The sequence below is a fragment of the Halorubrum orientale genome, assembly GCF_059623105.1.
This window is the reverse complement of sequence record NZ_JBSPSR010000001.1, coordinates 150,119-165,309: the sequence shown is the minus strand read 5'-3', so window position 1 is coordinate 165,309 and position 15,191 is coordinate 150,119. Positions and strand designations below refer to the sequence as shown.

At 66.6% G+C, this 15,191-nt stretch carries 18 protein-coding genes; 11 read left to right on the top strand and 7 right to left on the bottom strand.

The genetic code is table 11. The features are described from left to right. The first annotated feature begins 64 nt into the window (after positions 1-64). Positions 65-223 (top strand): DUF7560 family zinc ribbon protein, encoded by a 159-nt coding sequence (locus ACWUI7_RS00795; RefSeq protein ID WP_496640251.1) that lies wholly within the window; start codon positions 65-67, stop codon positions 221-223. An 83-nt stretch (positions 224-306) separates the two neighbouring features. After that, positions 307-765 (top strand): pyridoxamine 5'-phosphate oxidase family protein, encoded by a 459-nt coding sequence (locus tag ACWUI7_RS00790; protein ID WP_496640250.1) that lies wholly within the window; start codon positions 307-309, stop codon positions 763-765. A gap of 9 nt (positions 766-774) precedes the next feature. Here the strand turns inward: ACWUI7_RS00790 and ACWUI7_RS00785 are convergent, their stop codons facing one another. From ACWUI7_RS00785 to ACWUI7_RS00775, 3 genes are all read right to left on the bottom strand, one after another. Continuing rightward, positions 775-933 (bottom strand): DUF7560 family zinc ribbon protein, encoded by a 159-nt coding sequence (locus ACWUI7_RS00785; RefSeq protein WP_496640249.1) that lies wholly within the window; start codon positions 931-933, stop codon positions 775-777. Positions 934-1,009: 76 nt separating this feature from the next. Further along, positions 1,010-1,765 (bottom strand): ABC transporter permease, encoded by a 756-nt coding sequence (locus ACWUI7_RS00780; RefSeq protein ID WP_496640248.1) that lies wholly within the window; start codon positions 1,763-1,765, stop codon positions 1,010-1,012. Then, on the bottom strand, positions 1,762-2,955 hold the full coding sequence (locus tag ACWUI7_RS00775; protein WP_496640246.1) for an ABC transporter ATP-binding protein: 1,194 nt from the start codon (positions 2,953-2,955) through the stop codon (positions 1,762-1,764). The genes ACWUI7_RS00780 and ACWUI7_RS00775 overlap by 4 nt, the downstream gene beginning before the upstream one ends. Positions 2,956-3,074: 119 nt before the next feature. On the opposite strand from ACWUI7_RS00775, the gene folP reads away from it, so the two are divergent. The 3 genes from folP to ACWUI7_RS00760 all read left to right on the top strand — a co-directional run bounded on the left by folP (position 3,075) and on the right by ACWUI7_RS00760 (position 8,531). Then, positions 3,075-5,744, top strand: coding sequence for a dihydropteroate synthase (gene folP / locus ACWUI7_RS00770; protein ID WP_496640245.1), 2,670 nt, complete (start codon positions 3,075-3,077; stop codon positions 5,742-5,744). 51 nt (positions 5,745-5,795) lie between these two features. After that, a complete protein-coding gene (locus ACWUI7_RS00765; protein ID WP_496640243.1) occupies positions 5,796-7,355 on the top strand; it encodes a DHH family phosphoesterase in 1,560 nt (519 codons plus the stop codon). A 105-nt stretch (positions 7,356-7,460) separates the two neighbouring features. Further along, positions 7,461-8,531, top strand: coding sequence for an NAD(P)/FAD-dependent oxidoreductase (locus ACWUI7_RS00760; RefSeq protein ID WP_496640242.1), 1,071 nt, complete (start codon positions 7,461-7,463; stop codon positions 8,529-8,531). A gap of 307 nt (positions 8,532-8,838) precedes the next feature. Here ACWUI7_RS00760 and ilvA read toward each other — a convergent pair whose 3' ends face one another. The 3 genes from ilvA to trxA all read right to left on the bottom strand — a co-directional run bounded on the left by ilvA (position 8,839) and on the right by trxA (position 11,305). Continuing rightward, positions 8,839-10,050, bottom strand: coding sequence for a threonine ammonia-lyase (gene ilvA, locus ACWUI7_RS00755; RefSeq protein ID WP_496640241.1), 1,212 nt, complete (start codon positions 10,048-10,050; stop codon positions 8,839-8,841). Positions 10,051-10,725: 675 nt separating this feature from the next. Next, positions 10,726-10,875, bottom strand: a complete 150-nt coding sequence (locus ACWUI7_RS00750) for a 50S ribosomal protein L40e (RefSeq protein WP_435161659.1) — start codon at positions 10,873-10,875, stop codon at positions 10,726-10,728. Between the two features lie 106 nt (positions 10,876-10,981). After that, the gene (trxA, locus tag ACWUI7_RS00745) at positions 10,982-11,305 is read right to left on the bottom strand and encodes a thioredoxin (protein WP_496640579.1); all 324 of its coding nucleotides are present in this window, start codon (positions 11,303-11,305) and stop codon (positions 10,982-10,984) included. Positions 11,306-11,427: 122 nt separating this feature from the next. Here trxA and ACWUI7_RS00740 point away from each other — a divergent pair, with 122 nt between their 5' ends. The 6 genes from ACWUI7_RS00740 to hisE all read left to right on the top strand — a co-directional run bounded on the left by ACWUI7_RS00740 (position 11,428) and on the right by hisE (position 14,680). Further along, positions 11,428-11,592: a preprotein translocase subunit Sec61beta gene (locus ACWUI7_RS00740; protein WP_496640240.1), complete on the top strand. Its 165-nt coding sequence runs from the start codon at positions 11,428-11,430 to the stop codon at positions 11,590-11,592. A 92-nt stretch (positions 11,593-11,684) separates the two neighbouring features. Beyond that, a complete protein-coding gene (locus ACWUI7_RS00735) occupies positions 11,685-12,368 on the top strand; it encodes an SCO family protein (protein ID WP_496640239.1) in 684 nt (227 codons plus the stop codon). Continuing rightward, positions 12,369-12,956 carry a TlpA family protein disulfide reductase gene (locus ACWUI7_RS00730; RefSeq protein WP_496640238.1) on the top strand — a complete coding sequence of 196 codons (588 nt, stop codon included), beginning with the start codon at positions 12,369-12,371 and terminating at the stop codon, positions 12,954-12,956. Positions 12,957-12,975: 19 nt separating this feature from the next. Further along, a complete protein-coding gene (locus tag ACWUI7_RS00725) occupies positions 12,976-13,641 on the top strand; it encodes a cytochrome C biogenesis protein (RefSeq protein ID WP_496640237.1) in 666 nt (221 codons plus the stop codon). Between the two features lie 143 nt (positions 13,642-13,784). Beyond that, positions 13,785-14,378, top strand: coding sequence for a pyridoxal 5'-phosphate synthase glutaminase subunit PdxT (gene pdxT / locus ACWUI7_RS00720; RefSeq protein WP_496640236.1), 594 nt, complete (start codon positions 13,785-13,787; stop codon positions 14,376-14,378). After that, positions 14,375-14,680, top strand: a complete 306-nt coding sequence (gene hisE, locus ACWUI7_RS00715; protein WP_496640235.1) for a phosphoribosyl-ATP diphosphatase — start codon at positions 14,375-14,377, stop codon at positions 14,678-14,680. The genes pdxT and hisE overlap by 4 nt, the downstream gene beginning before the upstream one ends. A gap of 4 nt (positions 14,681-14,684) precedes the next feature. Here hisE and ACWUI7_RS00710 read toward each other — a convergent pair whose 3' ends face one another. Beyond that, a complete protein-coding gene (locus ACWUI7_RS00710; RefSeq protein WP_496640234.1) occupies positions 14,685-15,086 on the bottom strand; it encodes an SHOCT domain-containing protein in 402 nt (133 codons plus the stop codon). Between the last annotated feature and the right edge of the window lie 105 nt (positions 15,087-15,191).

The following is a 15,191-nucleotide window of genomic DNA, read 5'->3' as shown; positions in this document are numbered from 1 at the left end:
ACCGGATTCCGTACCGGTGAGAACTCGGACCGCGTTTGATGGGGGTATACGGGACGTATTGTGTATGACCCGACCGACGCACACGTTCGTCTGCTCCGAGTGTCGTCGCTCGTTCGAGGTCGACGACGGCATGCGCGAGGCGCTGCTTACCTCCGGCTGTGCGCTCTGTGGAGCGCCGGTCGTCGCAACCGATCTCAGTGCCGGCTCGACGGCAGCCGAGTGAGCGAAACGCGGCCCGGTTCCCGGTAGCGGACGTACCGGTGGTGTCTCGTGTGGTTTATGCTCTCGGGTGTCGACGTGTCGGTTATGACGACGAAGCGCGAGGCGGAGATGCCGGCTGCTGCGGTCGATGGGTTTCTCGGCCGCCACGAGACCGGCGTCCTCGCCCTCGCCGACGCGTCGGTCCCGTACGCGATCCCGATATCGTACGGCTACCACAAGGCCGACCGCGAGGTGTACCTCCGATTGGTGTCGACCGTCGACAGCGAAAAGCGCGCGTTCCTCGGTACCGACCCCGCCGCGCGACTCGTTGTATCCGAAGAAGACGATGAGTCCTACGCCAGTGTCGTCGCGACCGGAACGCTCGAACAGGTCGACCCGGCCTCACTCTCTCCGGAGGACATCGTCCAATACGGTGAGACCCGCCGACCACTGTTTGAGATCTGGGCCGACGACGTTCCCGACCTCGACATCGATCTCTACCGGCTTGATCCCGACCAGCTTAGCGGCCGAACGGTCGTCCTCGAAACCGACACAGAATTTTGACCGCTGGGACTACTGCTCGAGTAGCCCGCCGGAACACTCCGAGAAGTCGTCAGGAGAGACAGCCGTCGTACACACCGGACAGCCGACCGCTAGCATCGTCTCACGCATCTCGGCGTTCACCGCTATTGTCTGTCCACAGCCGGGACAAGAAAACGTGTGGGTGGTCACGGTACAGCCTCGTTATACGATGGACGCGCCCCGTGCTATAAATCCCCGCGATCGGTGCGACTGACTCGCCGGCAACTCACTCCCCTCGCGGGATCGCGGCCGCACCTGCTGTGAGAAACACAACGGCGAGCGCGACGAGCAGGAGCAGCTCGCCCGCCCACCCGCCCGACCCGGACGTGATAGCCCGGGTGCCGCGTGCGAAGTAGGTCAGCGGTGAGGCAGCCACCGCCGGGCGGAACCACGCCGGCAGCAGCGTCGGCGGAACGAACGTCTCAGATAAAAAGAGCAGCGGCAGCGCGACCGTGTTGCTGGCGGCAATGACACCGTCCTGTGAGTCGGCGACGGCACCGAGGATCGCGCCGACACCACAAAAGAGCGCGACGGCGACGGCAACGAAGACTGGTAGGGCGGCGAGTGCCGGCGTGAGAGCGAGCGTTGCGTCGGTCACAGCGAGCACCAGTCCGAGAATCAAGAGGCTCGCCGCGCCGATAATCGCGACGTTGACCGCGGCGTGTGCGAGCAGCCACTCAACACGCGAGAGGGGCGTGGTCGATAGCTTCTCGAAGCGACCGCCGTCGCGGTGGCGAGCGATCTCGGAGCCGACCCGCGAGAGCGGTGTGAACAACACGACCACCGCGAGGTAACCAGGGATGTAATAGCCTGCCGGCTCAGCAAAGAGGCCGCCACCGGTCGGCTGTGTCCGGACGAGTGCGCCGAAGATGACCACGAGTATCACCGGGAAGAAAAATGTGAAAAACACCGCAGTACGCCGGCGGAGGAACGACCGACTGGCGGCACGCGCCTCCGTCGCGATGCGAGCGGCACGACTCATCGCGCCCCTCCGTCGCCGCGGGAGCCGCTGTGTGGTCGTACCCCGTCATCAGTGCGTGACCCACTATCGGTGTGCGACCCACCGTTACTGGATGTCCCGCCGTCGGCGCGCCGCTCCGCATCGGTGAGGTCGGTCACTGATCGTGGCGAGTAGGTCTCGCCGGTAAGCCGGAGGTAGACGTCCTCGAGTGACGGCTCGGCCCACGTCAGTGAGTCGAATCCGACTCCGACGGTAGCGAGCGCGTCGACAACGGATCCAATCTCGACTGGGTCGATCCCAAGGATGCGTAGACCGTCGGTCGTCGACTCGACGGCTGCCCCGTCGACCGCGTCGGCGACCGCAGCCGATATGCCGTCATCAACGGCTGGAGGATCGCCGTCGGTAGGAGCGTCGTTTGTCGTCACCGAGTCGTCGTCCGTGGTGCACTCACTGGGCCGCACGGCGGTCGGGTCACGCAGCGCGATTTCGAGTCGGGGCCGACCGGCATGTTCGGCGATCAGCTCCGCCGGCGGACCGACAGCGACGACGTCGCCGTCGCGTAACAACATGACGCGGTCAGCAAGTCGTTCGACCTCATCCATCGCGTGGCTGGTGAGGAAAACCGTGGTTCCGTCGGCCGCGAGTCGCGCGATCAGCTGGTGGAGTGCACGGCGGCCGGCGGGGTCTATTCCAGTCGTCGGCTCGTCTAAAAAGAGCAGGTCTGGATCGTTGACCACGGCGGTGGCGACGCACGTTCGGCGCTGTTGCCCGCCCGAGAGCGTCTCGTACCAGGCGTCTGCATCGGCCGACATGCCGACATCAGCAAGTACTGACTCGGTGTCGCGGGCGTCGTCGTAGAGCCCACCGTAGTAGTCGACGAGCTCTCGAGCCGTGAGCCGTGCCGGCGGGTCAAACGACTGCGGAAGTAGCCCGACGCGTCCCGCATCAACAGTTGTCGGCGGGACACCGAAGACGCGAACCGTTCCCTCGACGTCCGTGGTTCCGGTGAGCGCCCGGACTAGTGTCGTCTTACCGGCACCGTTCGGGCCAATGAGCCCGAACACCTCACCGGGCTCGACCGCAAGATCGACACCCGCGAGCGCGTCGACGGCACCGTACGACTTCCGAACGCGCTCGCCGACGACTATCGGCTCGGCGGCTGTGTCCGACTCGGTCGACGCGGCCGCCGCGTCGGCCACCCCCAGGTTCATACGAGGGCTCGTCTCTCGGCGCGCCTAAGGGTTGCTCTTCGGCGGTGTTCGGCGCCGGTCGCGGCGGCCGCGCCGGCCGGTCCGGTATCCATAAACGACGCGACGCCGACCGAACGAGTATGCACTACCACGAGGCGGCGAACTTCTTGTTCGACCTCCGTCGCTTCTCGGTCAAGCCGGGTACCGAGCGGGTCGAGACGCTGCTCGACCGACTCGACGGCCTGGACGCGGCGGTGCCGTGCGTACAGGTCACGGGGTCGAACGGCAAGGGGAGCACGGCCCGGATGACGGAGTCAGTACTTCGGGAGGCCGGCTACTCCGTGGGGCTGTACACCTCGCCGCATCTGTCGTCGCTCACCGAGCGGGTCCGGGTCGACGGCCGGCCAATGACCGAGTCGGCGGTCACCGCGTTCGTCGAGCGGGTCTCACGATGGCTAATCGAGCAGGCTGCCGAGGGCGAGCCGCTCACGTTCTTTGAGGTCGTGACGGCGATGGCACTCCACGAGTTCGCGCGTCGTGACGTCGATGTCGCCGTCCTTGAGGTGGGACTCGGCGGGGAGTACGACGCGACGAGCGCGGTGGACCCCGTTGCGACCGCCGTGACCAACGTCTCACTCGAACACACAGCGGTCCTCGGCGACTCGGTAGCCGAAATCGCACGGACGAAGGCGCGTATCGCGGCGCCCGACGCACCGATGGTGACCGCTTGCACGGGCGAGGCGTTAGCAGTGGTCCGTGAGGTCGCCGCTGCGGCCGGCGCTCCGGTGACGACCGTGGCCGGTCCCGGTCGTGACCAAGACAGTGGCGGCAACCACAACGGCGACAGCGACGGCGACAGCGACGAGGAGGGCCCAGCCATCGTCGCACACTACGAGGGTCGGGTGAGTCGCACAGACTCCCAGGTTCGGTTCGACGGAACGTCACCGGGGACGTATCGGATTCCGCTCGTGGGCGAGCACCAGGCCACGAACGCGGCTATCGCGGCCGCGCTAGCCGACCAAACGGGTCGGGTACTCGAAGATGACAGCAGCGATGACGAGACGGAAGTCGTTGAGCAGTCGCTCACAGCGGGGTTGGCGCGGGCGACGTGGCCAGGGCGCTTCGAGCCTGTTCGGACCGCCCCGCTCACGATCCTCGACGGCGCACACAATCCGGCGGCCTGTGCGACGCTGTCAGCGACACTCGCGGAGTACGACTACGACGAGCTCCACCTCGTCTACGCTGCGATGCACGACAAGGACCACGTCGAGACGGCCGCGGCCTTACCGCAGGCGGCATCGGCGATCACGTGTCGGCCAGCACTCGACCGCGCCGAGGACCCGGCCGTGTTGGCCGCCGCACTTCGCGACGCCGGACTCGAGAGCGTCTCGATCGGCGATGACGTCACCGACGCCCTCGCGACGGCGACCGACCGCGCGGACACGGACGACTGCGTGCTGGTCGTCGGCTCACTGTTCGCGGTCGCGGAAGCGCGGGCCGCGGTGACGCGGACGGTGACGCCACGGTCCGTCGACGGCCCGGCGGCGGCGAGACGGGCCCTCGAACGGGGCGGGGTGCCGCCGGCGGGCGTCGACCGGGCCACGGAAGGCGTCGATCATCAGGTGTGTACACTGCGGCTTCGCGGGGACCGCGCCGACCGTGTTGCGGCGACGTTTCGGACGGTTGGCGGTGAGGCGGCCGTCGGTGGACTCGGTGCCGATCCAGACGGGAGCGGCGTCGACGGGGGCGGGGGCGGTGATGGCGAGCAATCGCCAGTTACCCTGGGTGGGTCCGTCGCGACGTTTCGTGTGCTGTGTGACCGACTCGAGGCCGCTGGCGGTGGACTCGCCGGGGTCGCCAGCGACCTCCGGTCGGGCCTCGGCCTCGACGCTCGGGAGGTCACGGGCGATCTCGACTCGATCGATCCGACCGGCTCGGCCGACCCGATCGATCCGACCGACGTGGCCAGCTCGACCGTCGAGTACCCGTGGAGCCACGGGACCGCGATCATGGGCGTGCTCAACGTGACGCCCGACTCGTTCCACGACGGCGGCCGCCACGAGGAGCTCGCGGACGCGGTCGCCGGCGCGAAGGCGATGGTCGAGGCCGGCGTCGACGTGATCGACGTTGGCGGCGAGTCGACGCGGCCGGGAGCTGACCCCGTGCCCGCGGCCGAAGAGATCGACCGTGTAGTGCCGGTTATCGAGGCAGTAAGTGGGATCGACGCGGTCTCAGATGGGGCTGTCCTCGTCTCCGTGGACACCCGAAAGGCGGCCGTCGCAGAGGCCGCGCTCGCCGCCGGTGCGGACATCATCAACGATGTGACCGGACTCGAGGACCCGCAGATGCGCGAGGTCGTCGCCGAAGCAGGGTGTCCCGTGGTGGTAATGCACAGCATCGACGCGCCCGTCGACCCGACGAACGACCCAGAGTACGGCGACGTGGTCGACGACGTGATCGCCGACCTCCGCGAACGACTCCTTCTCGCGGAGGTGGCTGGAATCGACCGAGAGCGGGTGATCCTCGACCCCGGGATCGGTTTCGGGAAGTCGGCCGCCGAGAGCTTCGAACTGCTCGGGCGCACCGGCGAATTCCGGGCGCTCGGGTGCCCGATACTGGTCGGCCATTCACACAAGTCGTTCTTCGACGCGGTCGGCTGTGCCCCGGACGAGCGCGAACACGCGACCGTCGCTGCGACTGCCCTCGCCGCCGAGCGTGGCGCGGACCTCGTTCGGGTGCACGACGTCGCCGAGAACCGTGCGGCCGTGGACGTGGCCCGGGCGGTGAGCGATCCGGACGCATCCGAGTGACCCGCCTGCGGACGGCAGCGTTTTGCGTCGGGGTCACATCAACGCAAGTGTATGGTCCGGCGTCTGCTGCTCGGCTGTAGCGCGGCGGGAAGCACACTCGTCGACCACCACGTTTCGGAGAAGGACACTGCCGTGGTGACCGACGACGAGGAGTGGGTCTCGACGCTGCGGGAGCAGTCCGTTGCGGTCGTCGAAGCCGACCCTACCGACCCGTCGGCGTACCCCGACGAGGCCGCGATAGTGGTCGTCGCGGGCGACGACGCGGCCCGAAACGTCGCGGCCGCGACCGCAGCCCGTGAGCAGTACCCGGACGCGCTCGTCGTCGCACATGTTGGTGATGAGGCGACAGCCGAGCAGATCGACGCGCTCCAGTCGGTCGCGGACCGGGTCGTTGACCCGACCGAAGCGCTCGTGGACCGGGTGTGTGATGCACTCGGTCTCGACGGCTGTGCAGATGAGGGAGTCGAATCGGCCGAGGCGGTCGCGTCGGTCGAGGGAGTCGAATCGGCCGAAGGGGTCGTGTTGGACCAGGAAAGCGTCAAGTCCGGTATCGGCGACACCGGCGAGCGACCGTCCCGACTGGTCCACACCCTCCATGGGCTGTCGGGCGACCTCCTCGTCGTCACACACGACAACCCCGATCCGGACGCCATCGCGAGCGCACTCGGACTGGCACGCGTTGCCGAGGCGGTCGGCGTCGACGCGGACGTTTGTTACGGCGGCGACATTTCACATCAGGAGAACCGTGCACTGGTGAATCTCCTCGACCTCTCGTTACGGACCGTCGGCGGAATCGACCTCGAAGATTACGGCGGGATCGCCCTCGTCGACCACTCACGTCCGGGGATCAACGATTCGCTTCCGGAGGAGACGCCGGTCGATGTGGTGATCGACCACCACCCACCGCGTGGGCCGGTCGACGGGACCTTCGTCGACGTTCGACCCGACGCTGGGTCGGCGAGCACATTGATAGAGGAGTACCTCTCCCGGCTTGGGGTCGAGCCAGACCGGGCGCTCGCCACTGCGCTCCTCTATGGCATCCGAGTCGACACGCGAGATTTCACCCGCGAGGTGTCGGGCCGCGATTTCGAGGCCGCCGCGTCACTGACGCCGCACGTCGACGAGTCTACACTGGAGCGCGTTGAGAGCCCGAGTGTGAGCCCAGAGACGCTTCGGGTGTTCGCGGCCGCGATCGACCAGCGGGACGTCCGTAGCTCGACGCTCGCGACCTGCGTCGGAGAGATACACGACCGAGATGCGCTCTCGCAGGCGGCCGATCGGCTGCTCGACCTCGAGGGGATCGACGTGACGTTCGTCTACGGCTACACGGACGGTGTGGTCCACGGGTCCGCGCGAGCGCGCGGGACCGATGTCGACGTCGGCGAACTCCTTCGGGATGCGCTCGGCCAGGTTGGTTCGGCGGGCGGACACGCCGACATGGCCGGGATGCAGGTGCCACTCGGGATTCTCGCGGCAGTGCCGGACGAGACCGAACTCGCCGCGGTCGTCGAAGAGTTCGTCGGTGAGCGGTTCTTCGAGACCCTCGGCGACCTCCAGCCGGGTGCCACGGGTACAATGCCTGAGGCGCGTGAATCGTCGGCTTTGGAGTGACCGACTGGCCCGACATGGGCAACCGAGCGGCTCGACGTGACCGGCTAGCTCCAGTGGCCATCCGACGGCGCAACCTACATATCCCGCCGCGCCGAACAGTATAGTATGAGAGATGAAATACTCGAGCATCGGCGGCTACTAATCGCCGGTAGTGGGATCGCCGCGCTCAGTGCGGCGATTTACGCCGCGCGGTCGAACAACGAGCCGCTCCTGATCGAAGGCGATGAGCCCGGCGGCCAGCTCACGCTGACGACCGACGTCGAGAACTACCCAGGATTCGCCGAGGGGATCTCCGGTCCGGAACTCATCTCTGAGATGCGGTCACAAGCGGAGAAGTTCGGCGCGGAGCTGCAAAGCGGGATTGTTGAGGACGTCGAAAGGGCTCCCGAGGGCCACTTCCGGGTCGCGCTCACGAACGGTGACACATACACTGCAGATGCCGTGATCGCGGCCTCCGGGGCATCCGCGCGGACGCTCGGGGTCCCGGGCGAAGCGGAGCTCATGGGCTACGGGCTGTCGACGTGTGCGACGTGTGACGGGGCATTCTTCCGCGGCGAGGATATGCTCGTCGTCGGCGGGGGCGACGCCGCAATGGAGGAGGCGACGTTCCTCACCAAGTTCGCGGACACGGTGTACGTCGCACATCGCCGCGAGGAGTTCCGCGCCGAGGACGTCTGGATAGAGCGTGTACGGGACAAAGCCGAGGCGGGCGAGATCGAGCTCCTCACCAACACCGAGTTGACCGCGATTCACGGCTCGGTCGAGGACGGTATCGATCACGTGACACTTGTCGAGCATCCTGACGGACACCCGACGGAGAAGCTCGAGGACCCCGCGACCGCAGCGTCGGTCGACGAGTACGACTTCGACGTGGGGGCGGTGTTCTACGCGATCGGACACACGCCGAACACGGCGTACTTGGAAGGAACGGGCGTCGAACTCGACGATGCCGGCTACCTCCTGACGCAGGACGGTCGCGGTGGGAACCAGACCGCGACGGCCGTGGAGGGGCTCTTCGGCGCCGGCGACGTCGTCGACCACCACTACCAGCAGGCGGCGACTGCCGGCGGCATGGGCGTCAAAGCCGCACTCGACGCCGACGAGTACCTCAGCGGACTAGCGCAGGCCGGTGAGCTCTCCGAGGCCGACGTTGACGCCGCGGCCGCGGACGACTGAGCGAGTCTCCTCGGTGAGAGCGCACACGGTCGGTTGGCCCCATCGAGAACGACACCAACCCCGCGGTGGCGCGCGCCTCGTGAGCGCGCCAGAGGCGGGCTCGCGAGCGCGTGCGAGGGATGAGCGAGTCGCCGTAGGCGACGAGTGAATCGGTTGGGGAGGGTGTGGTTAAAACGTGTGTCCGGCTGTCACGCGGTCGTATTGGTCGAACGCTGACAACATCGTATACGGATAGAATCGGTTGGGGAGGGTGTAGCCTACGTGGTGCCCGGGTGTCGCGCGGTCGTATTCACTGCCCGCACGCACCTCACGACAACACGTCAACCTCGTAGCCGTCGGCCTCGAGGTCGGCGACGATACTCGCAGCGTGATCGGCGTCGTTTGTCTCGAGCTCGAGTTCGAGCTCGGCGGCGTTGACCGCGACGTCTCGTGACGTCCGGTCGTGGTGGACCGCGTAGACGTTAGCACCGGCGCGCGCGACGATCCCGGCAACGCGTTCGAGCTCGCCCGGGCGATCTTTCAGCCCAACAGTGATCTTGCGGTAGCGCCCGAGCTGGACGAGTCCCCGGCGCACGATCGTCGCGAGCCGGTTCAGATCGACGTTGCCACCGCACAGCGCCGCAACGATCGTCTCGTCGGTATCGTAGCTGAACGCCTCCGAGAGCGTGGCGGCGAGTGCGACTGCACCCGCCCCTTCGACGAGCGTCTTCGCGCGTTCTAACAGCAGGGTGACCGCGAGCGCGATCTCGCGGTCGTCGACCGTGACGACCTCGTCCACGTACTCGCGCATGACCGCAAGCGGACGCTCGCCGACCGATCGGGTCGCGATGCCGTCGGCGATCGTGTCGACACGGTCGAGTTCGACCCGCTCGTCGGTGGCGAGCGATGCTGCGGCCGAGGCGGCCCCCTCAGCCTGGACGCCGATGACCCGCGCGTCCGGGAGCTGTGATTTGATCGCGATGGCGACACCTGCGATCAAGCCGCCGCCGCCGATCGGCACGACGACGGTGTCGAGTTCGGGGCAATCGTCGACGATCTCGAGGCCGAGGGTTCCCTGGCCGGCCATCACCGCCGGGTCGTCGAACGCGTGGACGTACGTCAGCCCCGCCTCTCGTTCGAGCTCGTGTGCGACCGCCTGCGCCTCGTCGTAGTCGACACCCTCGAGTCGGACGGTCGCACCGTACCCGCGGGTGGCTTTCACCTTCGAGACGGGCGCGAACTTCGGCATGACGACCGTGGCATCGACCCCAGCGCGCTCGGCTGCGAGCGCGACACCCTGCGCGTGGTTTCCGGCGCTCGCGGTGACGACGCCCGCCTCGCGGGCCGGTGCGGAGAGTGTCCCGATCCGGTTTGTCGCCCCGCGAATCTTGAACGACCCCGTCCGCTGGAACGTCTCGAGTTTGAGGTGGACGTCGGCGCCGGTCATCTCGGAGAACGTTCGTGAGTGCTCCAACGGCGTGTGCCGGGCGACGTCGTCAACCCGGTTGCGCGCCGCCTGGATGGCAGAGAGCGAGAGCATAGCCGTCACGTCGGCGCGCGGCCGGCTAATCGATTCCGGTCGCTGTCGCTCGGTGGTGTAGAAGGGGGGAATGAGAGGGCACGCGTGTGTCCTGCACATAGAGAATACGATGCCAGATATAAAAACCCGGGCCAGGCGGAGTGAAAGTGAAACCGATAGACTCCGGCGAGGTACATCGTGCGTCAGCTTCTCGTCGGACACGGACAAATTGTGAGGGGCTTGCGGCGCACACGCGGCTGTAGGATGATGATTCGACTCCCGAAAATGGTCTTCGACTATCCATTCTAGACCAATTCCATACGAGAACAAGACTGTGAGGAACGTGGCGAACACGACTCCGTGACACCCGGGCACGATTTTCAGCCACAGCCTCCCCGGCCGATTCCATACGTGTGCGAGAGAGTCTGTACGACCAACACAACCGCATGACACTCGGGCACGACTTTCAGCCACAGCCTCCCCAGCCGATTCGCGAGTCGCCGGTGGCGACTCGCTCATCCCTCGCACGCGCTCGCAAGTCCGCCTCCGGCGTCCCGCGAGGCGCGCGCCACCGCAGGGGCTCAGTGGTTCAAGTGCTCAACTGCGCACGAGGGTGCGGCTACGGTGACGGGAGACAGACGGTCGTGAGATGGACCAGTAGCTCTGTCGGCGTGAGATCGAGAGTCGTGAGCCGGTTCAGGCTGCGCGGCGTTCTTTCGCCTTCGGGCGAAGGTTCGTGTACCCACACTTGCGGCAGCGCTCCGCGTCGGGAGCGTTGCGGGCGTTACAGCGCATGCAGATCTGTCGGTCGAGGGTGCGGCGTTCCGCGGCGTCGAAACTGGCCATACTACCACAGAGCGGGCGGGAACTGTAAAAGGTTGCGAGACGCTGCGGGGGCGGTATGAGAGACGGAGCCACGCCGGAGCCGATGCGCGAGCGGGCGCGTCCCCGGTTAGGCGGCCTCGTCGATCGCAGCCGTGATGTCTTCTTTCTGTGTGACGCCGACGAAGCGGTCGACGACGCCGTCGTCATTCTCGACGACGAGCGTCGGCAGCGACCGAACCTGGTACTGGTTCGCGACGTCCTGTTCTTGATCCACGTCGACCTTCTGTAGCTCGAAGGCGTCGCCGAGCTCCGCTTCGACCTCCTCTAAGATCGGATCCTGCGTCTTACACGGGCCACACCAGTCGGCGTAGAAGTCCAGCACTCGAACGGTCATGGTTCGACGCGATGTAACGCGGGCTCGCCGATAAGGGTTTTCACCCGGGCAGTGCAGGCTCAAGCGCGACTCGACATCAGCAGGAACACGACCCAGCGATACACGAGATCAGACCGACCACAGATGAGACGCCGGCCGAAGGCGAAACGCTTACGCCGCATGCGCGTACATCAGTCAGTATGAGCAGCGGTAGCAACTCCGGCGGGCTAATGTCCAGTGCAGGGCTCGTTCGGTACTTCGAGTCGGAGGGGCGGAACGCGATCGCGATCAACCCGAAAACCGTCCTCGCGTTCTGTATCCTCTTCGGCGTCTTCGTGCAGATCCTCTCGCTGACGATATCATAACCCCGTCGGTGAGAACAGCCACCGGTAGAGGGGTAACCGCTTACTGCGGATCGACGAAACCGACTTAGTCACGAGCGACCGTAGATCAGCGCATGAATCGTCGTCACTATTTGCGCTCGCTCGCCGTCCCCGCGGTCGCCGGGAGCGCAGGATGTCTCGGGGGGCTCGGGATCGGCGGCGCACCGAGGACCGTCCTTGGCCCACCGGAGCTCGATCTGAGCGAGGCATCACACCCAAGCTACGGCGACGACCTCCCAGCGGTCACGCTTCCCGACCCGATAACCGGTGAAACCGTCTCAACGGGGGCGCTGGAAGGCGAGCGGACAACACTGGTGACGTTTTTTTACACGAACTGTCCTGATGGCGTCTGTCCCGCGCTTATTCTCCGTCTGCGGCGGGTACAGGCAGTCGCCACAGAGGAGAGATACGCCGACCAAGCCGCGTTCCTCCCGATCACGTTCGACCCCGAGCGCGACACCGAGCCGGTGCTCCGCGAGTACGCGGCCCAGCAGGGGGTCAACCTCGACGCCGGTAACTGGCATTTCCTGCGGCCGGGGACGTACGAGCGCGGGAAACAGCTTATCGAATCGGAGTTCGGGCTGGCGATCCAGAAGGCGGAGGCACCCGACTACAGTAGCCTCAAGTACCAGTTCCCCCACTACGGGCTGATCCTCCTCGTGAACGATCAAGGGATAGTCGAGCGCGCGTACCCGAACGGCCCGCAGGTGTCGATAGAGCGCGTGGTCGACGACTTCGACCGGGTGGTGACCGCCTGAATGGACCGGCGACACCTCCTCGCCGGAATCGCGAGCGTCGGGACGCTCGGCGTCGCCGGCGCGGTCGCGTCCGGCGGGCTCCCGGCACCGATCGGCGGATCGTCGACGACGACCGACCCCGGTCAGTCGCCGTCGACCGACTCCGGTGAACGGTCGGGAGCGGTCGAGCCGGTGACGCTCGATACGATACCGGCCCGGGGCAGCCGAGACGGAACCGTGACGATTCCGGCGGCGGGCCGCCCGACGTTCATCGACTTCTTCGGGACGTGGTGTCCGCCCTGTATCGAGCAGATGCCGGCCCTCGGCGAGGCGAACGAGCGCGTGGGCAATCAAGTAACGTTCGTCTCGGTGACGACAGAGGCGGTGGGTCGGTCGGTGACAGAGGCCGAGGTGGCTGATTGGTGGCGCGAACACGAGGGAGCGTGGCTCGTGGCCGCCGACCCGACGGTCGCGCTGTTCAGCCGGCTCGGCGCGGGCAGCTTCCCGACTGCGGTCGTCCTCGACGCATCCGGTCGTGTCCAATGGTCGGAGGCTGGCGTTCACAGCGCCGAGACACTCGTCGAGCAGATTGAGGCTGTCCTCCCGTGATCACAGGGCGCTCCCACCGATGACTGGACCCGCCATTGCGACCGACCTGTCGTTCGCGGTCGCCGCGGGCGTCGCCACGTTCTTTTCGCCGTGTGCATACCCGCTGTTGCCGGGGTACGTCGGCTTCTACGTGAACCAGACGGACGCGACGGAGGCGTCGATCGCGGGTGCCGGTGCCCGCGGCGTCGCCGCTGCTGTCGGCGTGCTGGCGACGTTCGGCGTGCTCGCAGGGGCGACCGTTCGAGTGGGTAACGCGACGCTCGCAAACGTCACGGTGTTCGAGGTGCTCGTCGGTGGGCTCCTCGTCGTGGGGGGCGTCTTGGTCGCTGCCGGCCGAACCCCATCGGTCTCAGTGCCGCTACCGAGGCGGCGGGCGAGCGTGCTCGGGTTCGGCCTCTTCGGAGCAGGGTACGCGCTGGCCGGTGCCGGCTGTGTCGCGCCGGTCTTTCTCGCGGTGATCGCCCGCTCGATTGCGTTACCGACCCAGACGGCCGCGCTCGTGGTACTCACCTACGCCGGGGTCGTCGCGGCGCTGATGGCGGCGACGACGGTCGCGACAGGAGTCGGACTCGTGAGCAACGCGGGTCGGCTCACGGCGTATTCAGGCGGCTTAAAGCGGCTCGCCGGCGTGGTGATGGCCGTCGCTGGAGTTGGACAGCTCTACCTCGCGCTCGTCGTCTACTGAGGGCGACGCCGCCACCGTCGCGTCGATAGCGTTCCGGGGTCTGCGGTCACCCCCAAGTGTGTGACCGTCAGTCACTCGATCACCGCCGACCCGAATAGACCCGCGAGCGCGCCCTTTTTGCCCGTCCCGCGCGCACGGCAGATATGCACGCTGGTGTCATCGCCGTTCAGGGCGACGTGGCCGAACACGCTGAGGCGGTCCGTCGCGCCGCGGCCGCACACGGCACGGACGCGACGGTCGTCGAGATCCGTGAGGCGGGGATCGTTCCCGACTGTGACGTGCTGCTCATGCCGGGCGGCGAGTCGACGACGATCTCACGACTGCTTCACCGCGAGGGTATCGCCGCAGAGATACGCGAGCACGTCGCCGCCGGAAAGCCGGTGCTCGCGACATGTGCCGGACTCATCGTCTGCTCTCGCGACGCGAAAGACGACCGGGTCGACGCGCTCGGGCTCGTCGACGTCTCCGTCGACCGCAACGCATTCGGCAGACAAAAAGACTCCTTCGAAGCCGAGATCGCCGTCGACGAACTCGCGAGCCCCTTCCACGCCGTCTTCATTCGGGCGCCGCTCATCGACGACGTCGGTGAGGACGTCGAGGTGCTCGCGACGGTCGAGGAGCGACCGGTTGCGGTGCGAGACGGCCCGGTAGTGGCCACCTCGTTCCACCCCGAGCTTACCGCCGACCCCCGGATTCACGACCTGGCGTTTTTCCCGGCGGAGGAGGTGCAAGCGTGAGCGACGAGACAGCACACAACGCGGCCGTGCTCGACGAGTTGTTCGCCACGATCGAGGCGCGAAAGCGGGAGCTCCCGGACGATTCGTACACCGCCTCGCTATTCACCCACGAAAAGGGGGAAAACGCCGTCTTAGAGAAGGTCGGCGAGGAGGCGACGGAGACGATCCTCGCGGCGAAAGACGACGACCGCGACGGACTCACCGCCGAGAGCGCCGACCTCGTCTATCACCTACTGGTGGTGCTCTCGATGAAGGATCTCGACGTAGACGACCTCAGAGACGAGCTCCGCGACCGATTCTGATCGGCTACCGCTCTCGTTCGAGCTCGCGGTCGATCTCGTCGATCGACTCGGTCTCCAGCTCGCGGGCAAGTCGTCGCTCGAACTCTTCTTCATCGATCTGCCCCTCGACGTACTGTCGTCGCAGCCGGTCTTGGGGGCTCTCTGTGACATCACTGGACGACGTCGACGAAGACCACGAGTCGCCGATCGAGTCCGTGTTCACAGACGAGTCATCGCTGCTGAAGAGCCAGGATCCCGCCCGGTACGCGACGTAGGCGACCCCGACAAGGAACGCGAGAGTGACGATTCCGGAGACGATCGCCCACGCGAGACTCAAGATTGCCGAGACGACCGAGACAAACACGCTGACCCCGATCAAGATCGCGAGCGCAATGGCGCCATAGGTGAGGACCGTCTTGCCGTCCATACCCAAAGTCGGGTGGCCGGCCGCAAATACCTTCTTCTGGGAGCATTCGCTCGTCGGTCCGTCAGAAGAGTTATTCACCGCTAGGTTTGTGAATAAACGAAATGC

Excerpts from the sequence above, each read along its gene's own strand:
- ACWUI7_RS00795 (WP_496640251.1), top strand. The coding sequence starts at position 65 with ATGACCCGACCGACGCACACGTTCGTCTGCTCCGAGTGTCGTCGCTCG.
- ACWUI7_RS00790 (WP_496640250.1), top strand. The coding sequence starts at position 307 with ATGACGACGAAGCGCGAGGCGGAGATGCCGGCTGCTGCGGTCGATGGG.
- ACWUI7_RS00780 (WP_496640248.1), bottom strand. The coding sequence starts at position 1,765 with ATGAGTCGTGCCGCTCGCATCGCGACGGAGGCGCGTGCCGCCAGTCGG.
- ACWUI7_RS00775 (WP_496640246.1), bottom strand. The coding sequence starts at position 2,955 with ATGAACCTGGGGGTGGCCGACGCGGCGGCCGCGTCGACCGAGTCGGAC.
- folP (WP_496640245.1), top strand. The coding sequence starts at position 3,075 with ATGCACTACCACGAGGCGGCGAACTTCTTGTTCGACCTCCGTCGCTTC.
- ACWUI7_RS00765 (WP_496640243.1), top strand. The coding sequence starts at position 5,796 with ATGGTCCGGCGTCTGCTGCTCGGCTGTAGCGCGGCGGGAAGCACACTC.
- ACWUI7_RS00760 (WP_496640242.1), top strand. The coding sequence starts at position 7,461 with ATGAGAGATGAAATACTCGAGCATCGGCGGCTACTAATCGCCGGTAGT.
- ilvA (WP_496640241.1), bottom strand. The coding sequence starts at position 10,050 with ATGCTCTCGCTCTCTGCCATCCAGGCGGCGCGCAACCGGGTTGACGAC.
- ACWUI7_RS00750 (WP_435161659.1), bottom strand. The coding sequence starts at position 10,875 with ATGGCCAGTTTCGACGCCGCGGAACGCCGCACCCTCGACCGACAGATC.
- ACWUI7_RS00740 (WP_496640240.1), top strand. The coding sequence starts at position 11,428 with ATGAGCAGCGGTAGCAACTCCGGCGGGCTAATGTCCAGTGCAGGGCTC.
- ACWUI7_RS00735 (WP_496640239.1), top strand. The coding sequence starts at position 11,685 with ATGAATCGTCGTCACTATTTGCGCTCGCTCGCCGTCCCCGCGGTCGCC.
- ACWUI7_RS00730 (WP_496640238.1), top strand. The coding sequence starts at position 12,369 with ATGGACCGGCGACACCTCCTCGCCGGAATCGCGAGCGTCGGGACGCTC.
- ACWUI7_RS00725 (WP_496640237.1), top strand. The coding sequence starts at position 12,976 with ATGACTGGACCCGCCATTGCGACCGACCTGTCGTTCGCGGTCGCCGCG.
- pdxT (WP_496640236.1), top strand. The coding sequence starts at position 13,785 with ATGCACGCTGGTGTCATCGCCGTTCAGGGCGACGTGGCCGAACACGCT.
- ACWUI7_RS00710 (WP_496640234.1), bottom strand. The coding sequence starts at position 15,086 with ATGGACGGCAAGACGGTCCTCACCTATGGCGCCATTGCGCTCGCGATC.